The 19009-nt window shown below is 41.4% G+C and carries 14 protein-coding genes; 8 read left to right on the top strand and 6 right to left on the bottom strand.

Annotated elements, in window-relative coordinates; all coding sequences use genetic code 11:
- Window positions 1–237 precede the first annotated feature (237 nt).
- Together V7K45_RS19965 and V7K45_RS19960 are read left to right on the top strand one after the other, a co-directional pair.
- Window positions 238–471, top strand: a complete 234-nt coding sequence (locus V7K45_RS19965; protein WP_094352841.1) for a hypothetical protein — start codon at window positions 238–240, stop codon at window positions 469–471.
- The gene (locus tag V7K45_RS19960; protein ID WP_335006432.1) at window positions 464–745 is read left to right on the top strand and encodes a hypothetical protein; all 282 of its coding nucleotides are present in this window, start codon (window positions 464–466) and stop codon (window positions 743–745) included. Before V7K45_RS19965 ends, V7K45_RS19960 begins: the two co-directional genes overlap by 8 nt.
- A 178-nt stretch (window positions 746–923) precedes the next feature.
- Here V7K45_RS19960 and V7K45_RS19955 read toward each other — a convergent pair whose 3' ends face one another.
- The 6 genes from V7K45_RS19955 to V7K45_RS19930 all read right to left on the bottom strand — a co-directional run bounded on the left by V7K45_RS19955 (window position 924) and on the right by V7K45_RS19930 (window position 13172).
- A complete protein-coding gene (locus V7K45_RS19955; protein WP_335006430.1) occupies window positions 924–2138 on the bottom strand; it encodes a glycosyltransferase family 4 protein in 1215 nt (404 codons plus the stop codon).
- Between the two features lie 57 nt (window positions 2139–2195).
- Window positions 2196–3728 carry a hybrid sensor histidine kinase/response regulator gene (locus V7K45_RS19950; RefSeq protein WP_335006428.1) on the bottom strand — a complete coding sequence of 511 codons (1533 nt, stop codon included), beginning with the start codon at window positions 3726–3728 and terminating at the stop codon, window positions 2196–2198.
- On the bottom strand, window positions 3728–9694 hold the full coding sequence (locus tag V7K45_RS19945) for a hybrid sensor histidine kinase/response regulator (RefSeq protein ID WP_335006426.1): 5967 nt from the start codon (window positions 9692–9694) through the stop codon (window positions 3728–3730). The genes V7K45_RS19950 and V7K45_RS19945 overlap by 1 nt, the downstream gene beginning before the upstream one ends.
- Before the next feature lie 770 nt (window positions 9695–10464).
- Complete coding sequence (locus V7K45_RS19940) at window positions 10465–11097, bottom strand: response regulator transcription factor (protein ID WP_335006424.1); 633 nt, start codon at window positions 11095–11097, stop codon at window positions 10465–10467.
- On the bottom strand, window positions 11094–11930 hold the full coding sequence (locus V7K45_RS19935) for a S1C family serine protease (RefSeq protein WP_335006422.1): 837 nt from the start codon (window positions 11928–11930) through the stop codon (window positions 11094–11096). Before V7K45_RS19935 ends, V7K45_RS19940 begins: the two co-directional genes overlap by 4 nt.
- 330 nt (window positions 11931–12260) lie before the next feature.
- Window positions 12261–13172, bottom strand: coding sequence for a S1C family serine protease (locus V7K45_RS19930; protein ID WP_335006420.1), 912 nt, complete (start codon window positions 13170–13172; stop codon window positions 12261–12263).
- A 468-nt stretch (window positions 13173–13640) separates the two neighbouring features.
- On the opposite strand from V7K45_RS19930, the gene V7K45_RS19925 reads away from it, so the two are divergent.
- The 6 genes from V7K45_RS19925 (at window position 13641) to V7K45_RS19900 (ending at window position 18671) form a co-directional block, all read left to right on the top strand.
- Window positions 13641–14483, top strand: a complete 843-nt coding sequence (locus V7K45_RS19925; RefSeq protein WP_335006418.1) for a uroporphyrinogen-III synthase — start codon at window positions 13641–13643, stop codon at window positions 14481–14483.
- Window positions 14484–14598: 115 nt separating this feature from the next.
- A complete protein-coding gene (locus tag V7K45_RS19920) occupies window positions 14599–14898 on the top strand; it encodes a 2Fe-2S iron-sulfur cluster-binding protein (RefSeq protein WP_335006416.1) in 300 nt (99 codons plus the stop codon).
- Window positions 14899–15779: 881 nt separating this feature from the next.
- A complete protein-coding gene (locus V7K45_RS19915) occupies window positions 15780–16469 on the top strand; it encodes an SDR family NAD(P)-dependent oxidoreductase (RefSeq protein ID WP_335006414.1) in 690 nt (229 codons plus the stop codon).
- 34 nt (window positions 16470–16503) lie between these two features.
- Window positions 16504–17280: a class I SAM-dependent methyltransferase gene (locus V7K45_RS19910; protein WP_335006412.1), complete on the top strand. Its 777-nt coding sequence runs from the start codon at window positions 16504–16506 to the stop codon at window positions 17278–17280.
- Window positions 17281–17345: 65 nt separating this feature from the next.
- Window positions 17346–18044 carry a glutathione binding-like protein gene (locus tag V7K45_RS19905; protein ID WP_335006409.1) on the top strand — a complete coding sequence of 233 codons (699 nt, stop codon included), beginning with the start codon at window positions 17346–17348 and terminating at the stop codon, window positions 18042–18044.
- 66 nt (window positions 18045–18110) lie between these two features.
- Entirely contained in the window at window positions 18111–18671 is a 561-nt protein-coding gene (locus V7K45_RS19900; RefSeq protein WP_335006407.1) for a GNAT family N-acetyltransferase, read from the top strand.
- The last annotated feature ends 338 nt before the right edge of the window (window positions 18672–19009 follow it).

The raw sequence follows: 19009 nt of genomic DNA, 5'->3' as shown, positions 1-19009 counted from the left end.
AAGTAAGTATATTGGCAATAATATGGGAATATTTGTAGATATTTATACGTATTATCGCAGGCGATCGCACTTAGATAGAAATTGCCTACTCTGGGACTAGTTTGCATAACTTTGGGTACATTACCGCAAATGCGCTGATACTTTAATTTCCCCTCTTCATAAATTCCGCAAAAACACCGTTACGCTATTTCTGTTTGCGATCAAAACTTAGAGCATCCAGTTTATGAGGGCGGATTTATGACCAACCCTGTAAAGACGGTTATCCAAGTCAATCTGGAGATGGCTCTAGAAGTAGCTCAAGAATTGGAGCAAGCTCCATACACTCAACTCGGTGCTTATTGTTTGGAAATTTTACGGGAAATCGGATGTGCTGGTACTGAACTCCCAGTTAACTTACAAACTCGCGATCAGCAACTAAACTTCATTACAGGCTTTGCATCTTATGCTTTTGGGGAGGTACAAAGTGTATAAAGCATTAATCGATGATATATTTTCTGATTCCGAAGATACAGAAGAAACTACTTTTCCTGCTACAGATGAAGATTTATTAATCTTAACAGAAAAATTTTTAGGGTTTGAAATTCCCTCAAAGGTTTTCTTGCAAGCTATAGCCATTGCTGATTACGACGGTGCAGCTGCTTTTCGCTACGTTGATAATTATTTGATTACTCTCAAAAATAAGAAGAAGCGTAAGCAGAAGAAATTACTTGTGTTAGGTTGTTCGACTAGATTTGAAAATAATTGACGTGCTTATTTCCCAGCTAACTAAAAACCAATACGATTTAGATAAGATCATTTGTACGACCGATATAGAGACGTTGCAATACAACGTCTCTACACATATTTGTCCCTCAGAGACAAGAAAGAAAAATTAGAAATTATCTAGAGTTAGTGATGGGATCTTTGTCAGGGCAAGCATTTTTCTATTTCCCAAGACAAACTTGTTCATAGCTTTTACCAGCAATATCCCAAGTGAATTCTGTTTCTACCAGTTGTCTGCCGTTGTGAGACAATTCCGAACGCAGATGTGGACGATCGAATAGTTGACTAATCGCGGTGACGTACTCTGCTGGTTTATTGGATCGTAATGCCCGTAATGGATGACTAGCAGCATCTACAGCTAATCCCTCTAAGCCGCGATCGCTGGCTACTACAGGTATACCAGCTGCCATTGCCTCTAAAGTTTTATTTTTAATACCAAACCCAGTCCGCATCGGTACAACGCAGATGGTAGCTCGATGTAAATATTCTGCCATCGAAGGTACACGTCCCAGCACATTAATTCCTGGTTTTTTATCAAGTGCTAAAACTTCTGCCACTGGATGAGAACCGACAATATCGAAAGTAGTATCAGGATACAATTTTTGGATTTCTGGCAAAACTTCATTGCTGAAAAAGCAGACAGCATCAATATTTGCTAAATTATCCATTGCACCAATAAAAATTAAGCGATGTCCTCCGGGATCGGTGGTACGCTTGGGGAAAGAAACTAAATCTACGCCATTGGGAATAACTGTAATTTCACTATTGGGGTTAAATTCTTGTAGTTGAATTTTATCTTCTGCTGTTGTCGCCACAATTGCCGAAAATTTAGCACAGTAACTCTGTTCATAACGCCGCAAAAGTGGCAGATTAATTTTATCTCTGAGTGAATTTTCTGAAATGCCTGTTGTTAATTGGTTATGACAGCTAGCATAAACAGAACTATGAACATTAACGATGGTTTTTAGCTGTTTTTGAAAATGCGATCGCACATAAATTTCATTGACGCTATGTTCGCAAGTAATTACATCGCATTTTCCTGCTTCCACCCAGTTATCAACCCATGTTTGCATCTCAACTGAGTAGCGGTTAAGTACGCTTGGCGGTGTTCCCTGCTGCAAAAATCTGCCAAATCGCTGTATTTTCTGCAATATTCCGGTGGTTTGAGAATCTGGCGGGCGTTCAAAAATAGCTAGACGATCTACACAATCACGTAATCCTGCTACTTCTGCGTCTGTAACATCACCCTCGCGTTGAGTCACGAGGGTGACAGTATGACGTTGACTCAAGTATTTGAGTAAATTAAATGTCCTAACTTGGGTTCCTCCGCGCGTTGGTGGGTAAGGAAAGGTGGAAGATAGCATTAAAATGTTCATACGAGCGATCGCTTTGCAACTAAAGTATTTTTACATTGGTTTTCAAAAGTTTTTGGTTTAGCCAAAATAAGACGGTGCAGCCAAAGTCAATTCTAAAGGGTGCGATCGCATCGGAATTTTAATCATAAACTCTGTTCCCTGACCAGGTGCTGAGATACACGTTATCTGACCACCATGTTTAGAGACAACAATTTCCTGGCTAATGGACAAGCCTAAACCCGTGCCTCTACCTAAGGGTTTTGTTGTAAAGAAAGGGTCAAATAGGCGATCGCGTACTTCCTCTGTGATACCGGGGCCAGTATCGCCAATCCAAATAGTCACAAACTCATTATCAGTTACTTCGGTGCGAATCCGAATCGTGCTGCGGCAAAAGTAAATTTCTTGGGGCGATCGCTGTTTATCATACTCCTCCAAAGCATCAATTGCATTCGCCAGTAGATTCATAAACACTTGGTTGAGTTGTCCTGCATAACACTCCACAAGGGGTAGATCGCCATACTCTTTAACGAGTTGAATTCCTAGTTGGTTGGAACTGGCTTTAAAGCGATTGTGCAAAATCAGCAGCGTGCTATCTAACCCAGCATGAATATCTACCAGCTTCATTTGGGCTTCATCGACGCGAGAAAAAATCCGTAACGACTGAATGATTTCGCGGATACGGTCAGCCCCAACCTTCATCGAACTCAGCAATTTGGGTAGGTCATCACTCAGAAATTCTAAATCTATCGCCTCAGTCAGTTGTTGAATTTCAGGTAGCGGTGAAGGAGTGTACTTGGCATAGAGATTCAAAAGGTTGAGCAAGTCTTGGGTATATTGATAGGCGTGAGTCAGATTTCCATAGATAAAGTTGACAGGATTGTTAATTTCATGGGCGACACCCGCCACCAATTGTCCCAAACTGGACATTTTTTCACTATGAACCAGTTGGCTTTGAGTTTCTTGAAGTTGGCGAAAGGCAAGTTCTAGCCGATTGGCTTGTTCTCGATAGCGTGCTTCTGATTCTTGCAATGCTTGCTCTGTACAAATGCGCTCTTGGATTTCCTGTTGCAGCAGCTGATTAGATTGCTCAAGTGCAGCCGTCCTTTCTTCCACGCGTTCTTCTAACTCAGATGTCAGTTTTAAGAGGGCGTTCTCTGCCTTAGTTCGTTCTTGAATCTCCTGCTCTAGATGCACATTTTGTTCTTGCAGTCTCTTAGTCAGGTTTCGGATGCTTAAATGGATTTTGACACGGGCTAAAACCTCTTCATGTTGAAGCGGCTTAGTAATATAATCAACCGCCCCAAGATTCAACCCTCTAACCTTATCCACCGTCTCAGAAAGCGCCGTCATAAAAATTACGGGGATGTCTTTAGTTGATTCTTGAGCTTTCAAATGCTGGCAAGTTTCAAACCCATCCATACCAGGCATGAGTACATCTAACAAAATTAGATCGGGGAGAGCATATTCGAGCTGTTCAATTGCATCCTCGCCATCCTGCGCTACTAAAACTTGGAAGCCAGAATCAGCCAAAAAATCGAATAACACTCCTAAATTTGTCGGGTTGTCATCAACGATTAATATAATGCCATTTTCGATGTTGGAAATACTCATTAATTTACTCCTATATTTTTTAAAATTTCACGGATTTTTTTAACTTGAAAACCTTTAGCTAATTGACGCAAATCTAGAGAAAAAGGTGCATATTTAACATCCATTTCTTCCAATTGATTAACTCGCTCTACAATACCTTTGAGATCGCCTTTCATTGCTAAATTCAATAGAGTGGCTATTTCCTCTGCCGAAGGAGTTACCAATGATTGCTGAGAATTTTCTGCTTGATTACCTTTAGATACTTGAGTTTCTCCATCATCATAAATCCATTCCAGTTTTAAGTGATACTGTAACTTTTCTAAAAGCTCTGTTATCCGGATGGGCTTAGGTAGAAAATCATTGCAACCTGCCTCTTTACTTTTGTTGAGATCGAAATCAAAAACACTGGCAGAAGTGCCAATCACGATCGCATTCTTTAGTTCAGGCGATCGCCGAATGCGACGGGTAGTTTCAAAGCCATTCATTTGAGGCATCAACAAATCCATTAAGATACAATCTGGATTCGATTCAGATGCCTTATTAAGGCAATCTTGACCATCTATTGCTTCTACAATTTCAAATCCTAAAGGCGATAGCATCTTAACCAAGATTGCACGATTTTCTGCTCTGTCATCTGCTACAATAACTTTCCGCTTCTCGCCTTTAAAACTTTGGATATTTTGTTGCACTTTTTTGACAACATCAGCGTATTGAGAAACTTCAGGCAAATCTAAATCAAAGAAGAAAACGCTCCCTTTCCCTAAAGTACTCTTCACCTGGATTTCACCACCCATCATCTGAACTAATTGGCGGGTAATTGCTAGTCCCAATCCCGTTCCTTCTGCTTTGCGATCGCGATCTCCTACCTGCTGGAATGGCAAAAATATCTCTTCTAATTGCTCTGGTGCCATACCAATTCCTGTATCTTCTACCTGAAACCGAATTTTACCTTCCTGATAGCCGACTTTAAAAGCCACACCTCCAGTTTCAGTAAACTTAACGGCATTACCCAGTAAGTTAATCAAAGCTTGCCGCAACCGTTTTTCATCAGCCTTGACACCTATAGGAAGTTGAGTAATCTGTTCAAAAATTAAGCAAATACCTTTTTGGTCGGCGCGGATACGACAGATTTCGGCAATGCCTTCGAGAAATTCTGGAAAATGAAAATCCGTTAGGTGGAGTTCCATTTTTCTTGCTTCAATTTTAGAGAGGTCTAAAATGTCATTGATCAGGTTCAATAAGTGGTCGCCACACTGATGAATAATATTCAAACCATCTTTTTGTGAGTTAGTTAAACTTTTTTCACGCTTGAGGATTTGGGCGTAACCCAAAATGCCATTAAGTGGTGTTCTCAGTTCATGGCTCATGTTGGCAAGAAAATCACTTTTAGCGCGGTTGGCTGATTGGGCGATTTCTTCTGCTTTTTGCAGATGCACATTTTTTTCCTGTAACTCTAAAGTTCGCTCTTGTACTTTGGCTTCTAAGTTAGTATTGGCTAATTTTAAGTCTTTATAAAGACGAGCATTTTCAATGGAAATTGCCGCTTGAGAAGATAACAGTTGTAATACTTCTAAGCGATCTGATGTAAATGCACCAATGGTGAGATTATTTTCTAAATAAAGAATGCCACTGAGTTTTCCTTGATGGATGAGCGGTGTACATAAAACCGATTTAGGTTTATGGGTGGCGATGTATGTATCTGTGCTAAATGTTCCTTCACTAGTTGCATTGCTGAGGACAACATTTTCTTTAGTTCGGGCTACATAGTTAATTAGTGAAATTGGTAGCTGCTGACTGGTTGATACTGGGATTCCTTGTAGAACAGTTACATCGGTTTTCTCTACTGCTCCTGATGCTTCTATTAGCAAGTCTCCTGACTTTTCTAAAATTAGGTAGCCTGTTTGAGCGCCAGCATTTTCTAGCACAATTGTCATTAATTTAGTTAGCAAATTGCTCAAAACTATTTCTCCAGAAAGAGCTTGAGACGCTTTCATAACTGTAGCTAAATCCAGCGAGTCTGAAGCATTTTCACTCGTAGAGCTAATTATCCGAGTCACGTTTGTACTAACGGTTTCTCGCTTTGATATCCGAAATAGTTGAGGATATCTTTTTTCCAAGTCTTTGACTTTTGCTTTCGCTCCCCAGCAACCATATCCATAGTAGGCATCGCTGAGATAGGTATTAGCAACTTTCTCTCTGCCACAAGCAAAATAGAACTCTGCTGCTAGTTCCGACGCTAGGGCTTCTTCTTGAATATATCCATGTTCTCTGGCTCCAGTTATAGCTCGATCGTAAAATGCGATCGCTTTGGCATCTTGTTGCAATACTCGCGCCTTTTCTGCTTCCACTAAATCGTACTTATGCTGATAGTTAGCAGGAGAATGCAACGCCCATTGCTTCATTTTTTTCTGCTGTGCTACCACTTGACTGAAATATTGTTGGCGCTCGCTTTTTGATGCACTGGGATACAAAGCTAGGAGAGTCAGAGAGGAGTAGAACTTGTGTTCGGCTCTATACATCAACCCTCGTCCACCTTGTTCGTATTTTTCTGCCAGCAAGGCATCCTCGGCAGCGCGATCGTAATTTTTAAATAAATAACCCAGAATCAGTTTAGAAACATAGATCGGATAAATAGCCATGTAATTATTGCTATTTATCAGAATTGGCAACATTTTATTTTCATCAAAAATTTCGCCAATTAATCGATATGGTTCCGCTGTTTTTTTAATTAAATTCAAACCAGTTTGTCGAACTATCTTAGCATAAATAATTTGAAACTCTTGTTTGGTTCTTTGCATCAAAGCAATATAATGCGCCTGTTTCTGGAGAGCTATTTCTAGATTTTCACCTACAAAAAACAAATGCGTACAATAAAAACAAGCAGAATAAGAAGCATATTCTAAATCACCTGTTTCCAGCCCTCTTTGGACACCCTCAATTAACGGTTCTATAGTATTAATAGCTGGCTCTTTCCAATGCCTGATAAAATAATTAAATGTTTCATAGATTTTCGCCGTCATTTCTTTAGCATTGAATTGATTTAACAGCTTTAAGCCTAGCTGACCAAATTGATAACCAGAATCCATGTCTTCAAAAGCGCCACATAGCAACATTCCATAAAGTACATACGTATAAGCTGACAGAGGAGAGTTCCCATATTTGAGACAGAGATTGGTCATTTTAAAAACGACCTGGGGATAAAGTTCGGGAGCTGCGATATAAACCGGAGGAATTAGATTGATCAAAACTCGCAGTGCGGCTAATTTATAAACATCAGTCATTTCTGGCAATTCTGTTAAATCCTCTATTCGTTTTCCTCCTAAATTCAATCTAGTCAATCTCGTTGGAGGGTTTTCTGATAAAGGCAACCCTAGCATTTTTAGCACTTGCATTCCAGTATTTAATGCAGCTTGCATTTGGTTTTTAGCAATATAAAACTGCATTTTGGTTTCGTACACCTGGACTCGATCGAGCAGGGTTTTTGCTTGTGCCAAAACTACATCAGAAAGCATTTCTGCTCGCTCGAAATTAGTGTTGAGGAATTCTACTGCTGCTGTTTCTACATAAAGGTTGAGTGTCATGTCATACTGACACTGCCAACTATCTACTGCAAGTAGTTCCAAACCTACATTTAAATATTTAACAGATGATTCATACGCTGTTGCTGCTTTTGCTTTCTGTCCAGCTATAAGATTGAGTTGAGCCAGTCTATCTTTTTGAGGCTGTTGGGTGATGAATTCAGCACCAATATTTAGTTGGTTGACAATTTCAAAAATGTTTTCTTCAATGTCCTTTTCCGCAGTATGTATTAGTAGCAATTCACCGATTTTTAGATGAGTCTGTTTTTTCTGGTCATCTGGAATGAGAGAATAAGATGCTTGCTGCACCCGGTCGTGTAAGAACTTATAGGTGATGGGTGATGGGGGCTGGTTAATGTGCGATCGCCTATTCTCAGTCTCCATTTGTTCTGAGTCGAAAACGAGCGGTGTTTTGTAGAAATTGTTGAGGGGTAGAACCAAACCTGATTGCAGAGCTTCCCACAAATCTGCTGCTGTTTCTGACTGAGATGTTTTATTAATAATCGCCAACATATCTAAAGTAAACTTGTCTCCAATGCAGGCGGCAAACTTTAACACATTCTGTGTTTTCTCAGATAGCTTTTGAATTTGACTGACCATCAATTCAACGACGTTATCAGTTATATTAACTCCCTGAATAAACTCAATATTCCATTGCCAAAAACCGCGCTCAAAGTCAAAAGATAACAAGTTGTCCTGATAAAGAGATTTGAGCAATTGAGTTAAGAAAAAGGGGTTGCCTTGGGTTTTTGTAAAAACTAACTCAGCTAGCGGCTTTACCTTTAAAATCTCACTACGAAGAGTATCGGCTACTAACTGATTGACGTGAGCGATATCCAAAAGCTGGAGGATAATGTTATTTACGATCGCACCAGTATTTTGAATCTCCTCCAAGGTCTGAATTAAGGGATGAGTGGCATTTACTTCGTTATCTCGATATGCACCAATTAGCAATAAATATTGGCTATCTGGATCGGTCATAATTAACTGGATAAGCTTGAGGGAAGCTGAATCTGCCCATTGCAAGTCATCCAGAAACAAAACTAGCGGGTGTTCGGGTTGACTAAATACATGAATGAATTGTTGAAACACCCGATTAAATCGGTTTTGTGATTCTGACGATCCTAATTGAGGAACTGCTAGCTGCGGGCCAATAATCCTTTCTAATTCGGGAATAACATCTATAATTACTTGAGCATTGGAGCCAAGGGCATCTATTAGTTTTGATTTCCAAACGGCTATTTGCTCATCGGTTTCTGTTAGCAATTGCCGCATCAAATCTTGGAATGCTTGAATTAAAGAAGCAAAAGGAATATTCCGCTTGAACTGGTCAAATTTACCGGAGATAAAATAACCCCGCTGGCGCACAATCGGTTTGTGAACTTCGTAAACTAAGCACGATTTACCGATGCCTGAGTAACCAGAAACTAGCATCATTTCCGTACTACCAGAACTGACGCGATCGAATGCTTCTAACAAAGTAGCAACTTCTATTTCCCGTCCGTAGAGTTTTTGGGGGATGGAAAATTGGCTGTATGAATCTAGTTGACCGACAATAAAGTGGGAAATCTCGCCATCCGTCTGCAACTGAGTCAGACAGGTTTCTAAATCGGCTTTTAATCCTAAAGAGCTTTGATATCTATCTTCAGCAGTTTTAGCTAATAATTTCATGACAATATCAGAAACTGCTGAAGGAATTTTGGGATTGAACTCTTGAGGCGTTATTGGTGTTTTCGCAATATGGCAATGAACAAATTCTAGAGAGTCAGCGGCATTAAATGGCAGCGAACCTGTCAGCATTTCATAAAAGGTAACGCCTAAAGAATAAAAGTCGGTACGGTAATCAATTGACCGATTCATTCGTCCGGTTTGCTCCGGTGACATATAGGCGAGAGTACCTTCTAATAAATTGGGATTGCTGATGCTTTGATTTTCTTTTTCTAACCGCGATGCAATACTGAAATCGATAATTTTAACTTGCCCGGTTTTTGGGTTAATAACAATATTGTCAGGTTTAATATCTTTATGAATAATCTTGGCTTGATGCAGTTGAGTGAGAGTGGATGCTAGTTGAATAGCTATTGTGAGAAATTCAGTTAATGGTAATTGGCGATCGCTAATATACTTTTTCAGAGATTCTGCACCAAAGTCTGCCAAAATTAGGGCTAGACCGTTATGATGATTTTCTAAAGCTAGGGACTTGACAATTCCTTCTATATCTATTAGTGTCTGCGATATTTTATATTCATGTCTGAGTCGGGTTAGTTCCTCGAGGCTGGGATACTCGGCTTTCAGGGCTTTAACGATCGCAAGGCTTTGATCTAACTGCTTGGAAGCGCGATAAATAACGGTATTCACACCTTCATGCAGAGCTTCAATAAAGTTGTAACCGGGAAGGACAGGTATCATTTTTCTAAGCCTAAGTAGTACGATGAACTGAGCATGAGGCAATACTTCTCGGTTAAGGGGAAAAGGGTAAGGGGAAAGGAGAAAGAAAAAACCTTTAACCCTTACCCTTTAGCCTTTTCCCAAAACCCGATTCAGAATTAAAAATGCCTAACCGAGAAGTATTTGGATATGAGGCTAATAGACTTCTTGCAGAAGTCGGGAAAAGGGTAAGGGGGAAAGGTAAAAGTTTTGTATTTTCCCCTTCCCCTTTAACATGAGTCCCTTTTCCAACGAGAGTGCAAAAAGCACTTTTGCAAGAAGGCTAATGAACGTTATCCACAACCGTCCAATAAAAGGACAATCAGGTGCTTTCTTTAGCATTCCCAGCCAGCCCAAAATTTCTCTAAGGCTAAATAAAGCTCAACATTTGGAAATATAAGCTTGGGTTAAAGGTTATTAGTGTAGATAATTGGTCTTTCAAAACGCGATAAATCGCGTCTCTACATCTGGGTTCTGTTGCCCATTCTGAACCAATACGGTTCGGATAAGCATTCTTGTGGTTTGGGGAAAGGGTAAGGGGTAAAGGGGAAAGGATGTATTCAAAACCTTTCACCTTTCCCCTTTAGCCGAACCGTATTGCATTCTGAACTGTATTGTCTTACAGCAGTTTTCATGTATTTGAACCATACCTGTCGTAGGGGCGCATATTAAAGGGTAAAGGAAATTCCATACCTTTACCCTTTACCCCTTACCCTTTTCCCCACAATACCAAGAAGTCTAATAACTAAAGATCAAAGCATAATCAAACCCAGTCGCACACCCACAGCAACAGCCTCGGTGCGGCTGGAGACACTGAGCTTTTGAAAAATGGATGAGAGATGAAATTTGACGGTATGCTCAGAAATATGCAGGCGTTTTGCGATCGCTTTATTTCCCAACCCCGATCCAAGCATTCCTAAAACCTCTATCTCTCGTGGTGTCAAGGTTTGTACGGGATTCGTTACGATTTTTTCGCGGATAGACAGTAATTCTACAGCATCCGGGTGCAGCACCAGTAAACCAAAAGCGATCGCCTCCACAGCTGCGACAATTTCTGACTCTGTACTAGTACTGGGCAATATTCCCCGAATACCAGAACGTAACGCCGTCTCTAAGTCGATGCTGTCGAGTTCTTCAACAATGACAATTATTCCTAATGGGTATTGCTGTTCTTGAATAACCAGCAATTTTTCCCATACCGATTGTTGAAAATTACCGCTCAAATCTACCAGTACTACATCCGGCTGTAATTGCCCAACTTCACTCGCCAATACATCCAAATCGGATGCGCTCCCCACAACCGTCAGCCGAGGATTGGTAGTCACCACAGCTGATAACCCTGCCCGCACCACAGGGGAAGTAGCAACTACCATTACTCGGATCATGTCGCCTCCACAGCAGTTTGATCGGACTGCACGGCAACATAAATCACGAATTGCTGTCTACCGCGTAGGATTTGTAGCGGCACAGATCCTTTACTTTCATGGAGATATTTGGTTAAGTCATTCATGCTAGTGAATAATCGCCCCGAAACTCCAACTAAAACATCGCCGATTTGCACACCAGCATTTTCCGCCGCACTGTTAGGTAAAATTGACAGCACTAATAAACCCAAGCTCCGCCTACTTAAAAGCACAGGTTGCAGTGTAACTCCCAGCTGCGGACGACTTTTTCCCTGTAAAAAACGCTCAACGGTGTTGCTAGGAACTGCCACAGCTAAACCATTAACAATCATCGTATTAATTCCCACAACTCGACCGAGACAATCGGCAAGTGGCCCTCCAGAGTTTCCAGGATACAGCCGCAAATCGGCCATAACTGCTCGTGGATTATTTGCATGGATAATTCCAGTTGTCACAGCGCCACTGTCAGCAAAGGGATTACCCACCGCTAAGACTAATTCACCCACTCGTAGCGCTTCAGAATTGCCGATAGTTGCGGCAGTTAAATCAGTGGCAACAATTTTCAAGGCGGCTAAATCTTGCTGCGGATCGAATTGTGTGCGCACCGCATCAAATACTCTTCCATCTGCCAATTCCACAGTTGCGCGGTTGCTAGTTGCCACATGGGCATTAGTGATAATTAATCCGTCAGGTTGCCAAATTACACCAGAACCGACTCCCAGAGAGCCACTTTTTACTTTGACAGTGCGATCGCGTAGTTTAGCAGCTACCTCTGTCAGTTCAGCAGCGACGTTAATTAATGTTGTGTTTGCCATGTTATACAGTTTTTGAGCGTGTCAAAGTAAAATCAGTCAAACATTCGAGCAAAAAGGTTGAAGTTTCAAGTTCAGAAGCTCAACGTTCGAGCAAAAAAGTCGAAATTTCGCGTTCAAAAGCTCAACATTCGAGCAAAAAGGTCAAAGTTTCGCGTTCAAAAGCTCAACATTCGAGCAAAAAGGTCGAAGTTTCGCGTTCAAAGCTTGAATGTTCGAGCAAAAAGGTCAAAGTTCCGCGTTCAGAGGTGAAAGTTCCGAGTTCAGAAGCTCAAATGAATAGAAAATTTAGATAAATCTTGATAGAGCTAGTTAAACCCATCCCAAATTGGATTATTCCTCCTTGGTAGGTCGTTCGCCAACTGCGATCGCTAACTCAATTAACACTCCACCCCGCACGACTTGCACGTTGACAGTTTTACCAATGCGATCGCTACTATTGAGCAACGCCAGCACATCACCTGTATCGCCCACAGTTACGCCATCGAACGTTACCAAAACATCGCCAAGCAGTATACCTGCATTGTCAGCAGGCCCCGCAGCCTCAACATTGACAACAATTACCCCAGTTGCCGAACTTAAATTGAGAGCAGTTTTCAGATTCTTTGGTAAACGTACAGGTTGCATTCCCACACCCAAGTAGCCCTTAGAAATGCGTCCTTTTGCTACTAACTGATCAACCACGCGATCGACTGTAGCAGTTGGAATTGTTAGAGCAGTACCACGCCGCCCCGATGTATTCATGCCTACCACAAAACCACCCGCATCTACAAGCGGCCCACCCGCAAAGCCAGAGTAAAGGGTGATATCCGGGCGGATAAATTGGTCAATATTCCCGCCACTCATACTCCGCCAAGCACCGCTAACCACACTCACTGCACCCATCGCCGCCCTTAAGTCACCTTCGCTACCTCTTGCCAGTCCTAGTACCAAATGCCCAACTTTGAGTGTTTTGGCATCGCCAACTTTTGCCACAGGTATTTCTACATTTTCTAGCTTAAAAACAGCTATATCGGTGCTAGAGTCATGACCGATGAGTGTTACTGGTGCAGTGCTACCATTTGATAAAGTAATGGTGATATCGTCATAGCGCTGAAGGCACTCATCAGAGGTAACAATGATGCCATTACGCCAATGAATGCCGCTTGGGGAAACACGAGTACCACCATTTACTGCAACCACAGCACTTCCAGCTTGTTCTACGGTGTCAGCTAAACTGTTCGACAAAGCCAGTAATGAAGACATAAGATTTTTCCGCAAATGTTTTTAGATATTCAGATCGTGCCGTTTTCTCAGCACAGGTGACATCGGAAAAATGGGGAGTAATTCATCCTAGAAAAATGGCTAGGATTTACATCAGCTTTTTCGTGTTGCTGAATTCTTGTACTTCACTCAAGCGAGAACCGCTATATTCCAATACTGTTGGTTATTAGTGTAGATAATTGGTCTTTCAAGACGCGATAAATTGCGTCTCTACATCTGTATTGCGCTATATTAGACTTCTTGCAAAAGTCAGGGTAAAGGGGAAGGGAAAAAGGTAAAAGAAACTCAAAATCTTTTCCCTTTACCCTTTTCCCTCTCTTGCAAAAATATATTTTTGCAAGAGGTCTATTATTCAGCTTACGACGGCTAAGTGAGCGCTCACTCTAGCCGTAGTACAGAATTCATGCTGAATTCTGACTTCTGACTCCTGAATTCTGTTTTGAGAAACAAATGCACACCGAATCAAGAGAAATCAACCTGTTGACTCCATCTAGAAACTTACCTCTCTATGGCAAGAGAATTTTAGTAACAGCACCGAGAAATTATGCTTATAGGTTATCCGAACAAATCATCAAAAAAGGTGGTTTACCTGTTTTCATGCCTACTATCGAAACCCGCTATTTATCAAACTACACTCAGTTAGATGCCGCTTTAGCCGATATAAACGAATTTGATTGGATTCTCTTCACAAGTCGAAACGGAATCACAGCATTTTTTCAGCGTATAAATGATTTGAATATTTCTATATCTTTAGTACAAAAATGCCACTTATGTGCATTAGGAAAAGATGCAGAAAGCTTATTGTCTTTTTGTGGCAAGGTGGATTTAATCCCAAGAGAATCTAGCCCAGCCGGAATTGTGGCTGAATTAGCGAAACTCCCGCAAATTCATGAGAAAAAAGTGCTGATCCCGGCTCCAGAAGTTGTGGGTTTGCCTGAACCCGATGTTGTACCCAATTTAATTAGGGATTTGCAGCAATTGGGCGTAGAAGTAACTCGCGTACCCACATATATTACGCAGGGTTTAGATAAAACTATCTACGGTATGGAATTAAACCTGATACGTGAAGGAATTATTGATGTAATTGCTTTTAGTAGCACGGCGGAAGTAGAAAGCTTTTTGACAATGGTCAAGTTACAAAGCGATTACGAACATTGTGTAATTGCATGTTTTGGCCCTTATACAACAGCTAACGCCCAAAAGTTGGGTATGAATGTCTCTATAGTGGCTAGAAATTATAGTTCATTTGAGGGATTTGCTGAAGCGATCGCAGCATTTTTTACTCCTACTTGAGATTAAAATTAAGCATCTCAAGATGTAAAATAATCAACTAGATTTCACTCTAGACTAGCTGCACATAAACCCGTAGTATCGAAAATGGAGTTTATATTGAGTTAGGAATTTTTACATGGCAACTTACAAAGTTACATTGCGTACCCCAGACGGCGAAAAAGAAATTGAAGTCCCTGATGATGAGTACATCCTAGAGATCGCTAACGAAGAATATAATCTGGACTTGCCTTATTCCTGTAACGCTGGTTCTTGCTCTACCTGCACCGGCAAACTGATTTCAGGTACAGTTAACCAAGACGATCAAAATTTCCTAGACAACGATCAAATTGATGCAGGATGGGTTCTCACCTGCGTTGCCTACGCTACTTCTGATTGCACTATCCAAACCCATCAAGAGGAAGAGCTTAACGCTTAAGAGCGGGTGAGGGTTGAGGGCATTGGTGTCATACTTCAGCCCCAACCCTTTTGAAATCTCGTTTCTCTGGCTGAAATAAATGCTGCTCATTGGGCTGCTCTACCTCCCTTGCTGGCGGTAGCAGCCCACTATAGTATACGTTATCTTAATAAAAGTGTGGAATTAAGCTGCGATCGCAAGTGGTTATAAATGTACAGCAACGTTTTGATAATTTGCATTCTCTGAAGGATTAGCTAAAACTTACAACCGCTTCCACAATTTCACCGCCGACATTCAACAACTACGCACACAATAGGCCAAGAGTACTAAGCCTGGAATAAAAAAGGGGAAAAATAAGGGGACAGATGAGTTTGTCTTAGGTGCAGAATTATGGAATAGACTTCTTGCATAAGTCGGGAAAAGGGGAAGGTGGGGCCCCCTCTGGGGATAAGGGGAAAGGGGAAGGGGAAAAGGTTCTGCAAAAGTCCCTTTCCCCTTTAACCTTTACCCTTTTCCCCCTCTTGCAAAAAGCACAAATGCCAAGAGGTCTAATATCAGCCCTCACTCCAACCCTCTCCCTTTGGGCTACTGTGTACACACAAGTCTTCTCGCAGCCATATCTTTATTAATAAATCTCGCGCTACGTTTCTATCCGCCTCGGAATGAATTCCGAGTCTTATAGCCCTGAACTTTAGTTCTGGGCGGGATGTCAATAAGTGTGACGGTTTAAAATGTGGGTAAAAGAGTTGAAGTGTATGTGGACAGCACTTGTGTGTACACCGTAGCCGCTTGCGGGGAGGGGTTCTTCGGGTTTAATAAGCAATCAAGCGGACATGATATAACTCCTTATCCCTTGGAGAGAAAGGGAACTAAAATTTTGCAGAACTAGGAGAATTGAATTTATGCCAACAACAGCTTTAATTGTCGGTGCAGGTAATGGACTGAGCGCTTCTTTAGCTCGCTTATTTGCCAAAGAAGGATTTACCATAGCTTTAGCGGCTCGCCAAATTGAAAAACTTACTCAATTGAGCAGTGAAATTGGGGCGGTTAGTTTCGCCGCAGATGCCTCAAAGCCAGATGAAGTAGAACAGTTATTTATTGATATTGATAATAAAGTAGGTTCCCCAAATATTGTCATTTATAATCCCAGTTTTCGGGTGCGGGGGCCTCTTGTCGATTTAGATCCTGGTGAAGTGGCAAAAACCCTAGATGTCACTGCTTATGGTGGCTTTCTTGTGGCTCAAGCTGCTACCAAAAGGTTTTTGCAACTTGGTGGTGGTGCTATATTTTTTACTGGAGCCTCAGCCAGTGTTAAGGGTTATCCTCTGTCTGCTCCCTTTGCAATGGGTAAATTTGCACTACGCGGTTTGGCTCAGAGTATTGCTAGAGAATTAGCACCAAAAAATATTCATGTGGCGCATTTCGTGATTGATGGTGCAATCCGTTCAGCAGTTCGCCAAGATCCAGCTGATAATCCTGATAGTACCCTTGACCCGGATGCGATCGCTCAAACTTATCTGAGTATTCTACGCCAACCCCGCAGTGCTTGGACATGGGAAATAGAACTACGTCCGTGGGTAGAGAACTTCTAGCCTAGACAATTGTTACAAGAATAGTTTTGTAGGTATGAAAATTGATTTTGGTGCAACTGCTACTGATTATGCAAAACACCGCGCTGGGTTTCCTAGTTCATTATTTAACAAATTGTCTGAATATGGTATAGGTTTACCAGGGCAAAATATTGTTGACCTCGGTACAGGAACAGGAACACTGGCGCGGGGGTTTGCCGATAGAGGTGCTTATGTAATTGGTATAGACCCATCAGCCTCACTTTTAGAACAAGCCAGACTATTAAGTGAATCTGTGCAACTTAAAGTAGATTATCGAGTTGCAAGTGCCGAGAATACCGAGTTACCAGACGCTAGTGCGGATGTGGTGACAGCTGGACAGTGTTGGCATTGGTTTGACCGTCCGCGTGCTGTCAAGGAAATTACTCGTATATTGAGAGTAAATGGCTTGCTTGCGATCGCACATTTTGATTGGATACCCTTAAAAGGTAATGTAGTTCACGCAACGGAACAACTAATCAAAGCTCATAATCCCGCGTGGAATTTGGGCGGCGGTAATGGATTGTATCCCTTGTGGTTACAAGATATTGGCGAAGGAGGATTCCGAGAAATCCGCACATTTTCTTACGATATCTTTGTGTCTTATACACACGAAGCTTGGCGGGGACGAATTCGTGCTAGTGCTGGTGTAGGAGCCAGTTTGACACCAGAAAAGGTAGAAGTATTTGACCAGGAATTGGCAACATTGCTCGAAACACAATATCCTACACCAATTCTTCAGGTTCACCATAGAGTTTGGGCTGCGATTGCAAAAGCACCACAATCTAATTCGTAATTAAGAGATGTCTGTAACACACTATTAACATACAAAACAATCGCACAATTTTAGGAAAAATAATCATGATCGATCTTTATTATTGGACAACCCCAAACGGTCATAAAATCACCATTTTCTTAGAAGAAGTCGGCTTACCATACAGCATAATTCCTGTGAATATTGGGGCTGGGGATCAATTTAAGCCAGAATTTCTGAAGATTTCTCCTAACAATCGTATGCCTGCGATCGTTGACCGCGAGCCAGTAGATGGAGGTGCGCCAATTTCGGTATTTGAGTCTGGGGCAATCTTGCTATATTTGGCAGAAAAAACCGGGAAATTAATCCCTCAAGATTTACGCGATCGCACTCAAGTTTTAGAATGGTTGTTCTGGCAAATGGCAGGATTAGGGCCAATGGCGGGACAAAATCATCACTTTAGTACTTATGCTCCCGAAAAGATTGAATATGCCATTAAGCGCTATGTGAATGAGACGGGACGCTTATATGCAGTGCTGAATAAGCAACTAGCAGATAAAGAATTTGTGGCTGGCGATTATTCCATCGCCGATATTGCTGCTTATCCCTGGATTGTACCGCATGAACTCCAAAGTCAAAACCTAGAGGATTTTCCTCACCTCAAGCGCTGGTTTGAGACAATTAAAGCGCGTCCAGCAACAATTCGCGCCTACGAAAAAGCAGAAGCATTCAAAACTGAAGCGATCGATCCAGATAAGTTACGAGATTTGTTATTTAACCAGTCGGCGAAGACTATTCAGCCTTGAGCCTAATGAAATTGTTACTGTGGCGATCGCTAATTTAGCTTTAACCTCAGATCGTTAGTCGCAACTATGAGCAACGGCTTTTTACTATCTTCCTTTCCTCAATTAGAAACAGAAAGGCTGCTTCTTCGTGAGACAACGTTACAGGATGCTGAGGCTATCTTTACTATATTCTCCGATCCAGGCGTGACTCTGTTTCACGATCTTGATACCTTCACTTCTATTAAAGAAGCGATCGCTGTCATTGGACGTAGAGCCAAGCGGTTTGAGCGAGGAGATGGAATTCGCTGGGGAATTGTCCATAAGCAAGATAACGTTTTGATTGGTTCTTGTGGGTTTACCTGGAACCCACAAGAACACGCTGCTGAAGTCGGTTATGAGCTTGCCAGTACTTTTTGGAGACAAGGTATGATGACTGAGGCAGTGGATACTATCTTGCAATTTGGGTTTGAGAAAATGGGTTTGCGTTTCGTTGTTGCCCAAGTCATGCTAGAAAATATCGCTTCTAAAAAGTTGCTAAAAAAGTTAGGTTTTCACAGTCAAGGTGTACTAAAACAGTATGCCTTCTTCAAAGGGCAATATCACGATCTAGAGCAATTTTTGCTTAAAAATAAAAAACTGAGTGAATAATTTATACAAATTTGAAAAAAGAATGCGATAAATAGACCATTTGTAGAGACGCGATTCATCGCGTCTTTAACCACAGATGTGTTGCAAGCATTAATTGAATTAGTATTAGCAACGGATACAGGATAATATTGAGTTTAGGGGTGGAAATCTTGGGAAAAAATTGTTTTAGTTTGTCTGGTTGGGCAGCATTAATTTTAAAAGGTTGGTCTATTTGCATGATGACTCAGACGCTTTTTTATAAAAAAATTAAGAGGTGTTAATTTCCGTTTTCTATTTTCCAACTTGTTGTCCTATAGATGAGGAATCCTGGACGCAACCAGTTAAAATACGGTAAGCCT

It is taken from the genome of Nostoc sp., assembly GCF_036917375.1.
In the GTDB taxonomy this organism is placed as follows: domain Bacteria; phylum Cyanobacteriota; class Cyanobacteriia; order Cyanobacteriales; family Nostocaceae; genus Nostoc.
The sequence above is the reverse complement of the archived record's forward strand: the minus strand, read 5'-3'. Positions and strand labels throughout refer to the sequence as shown.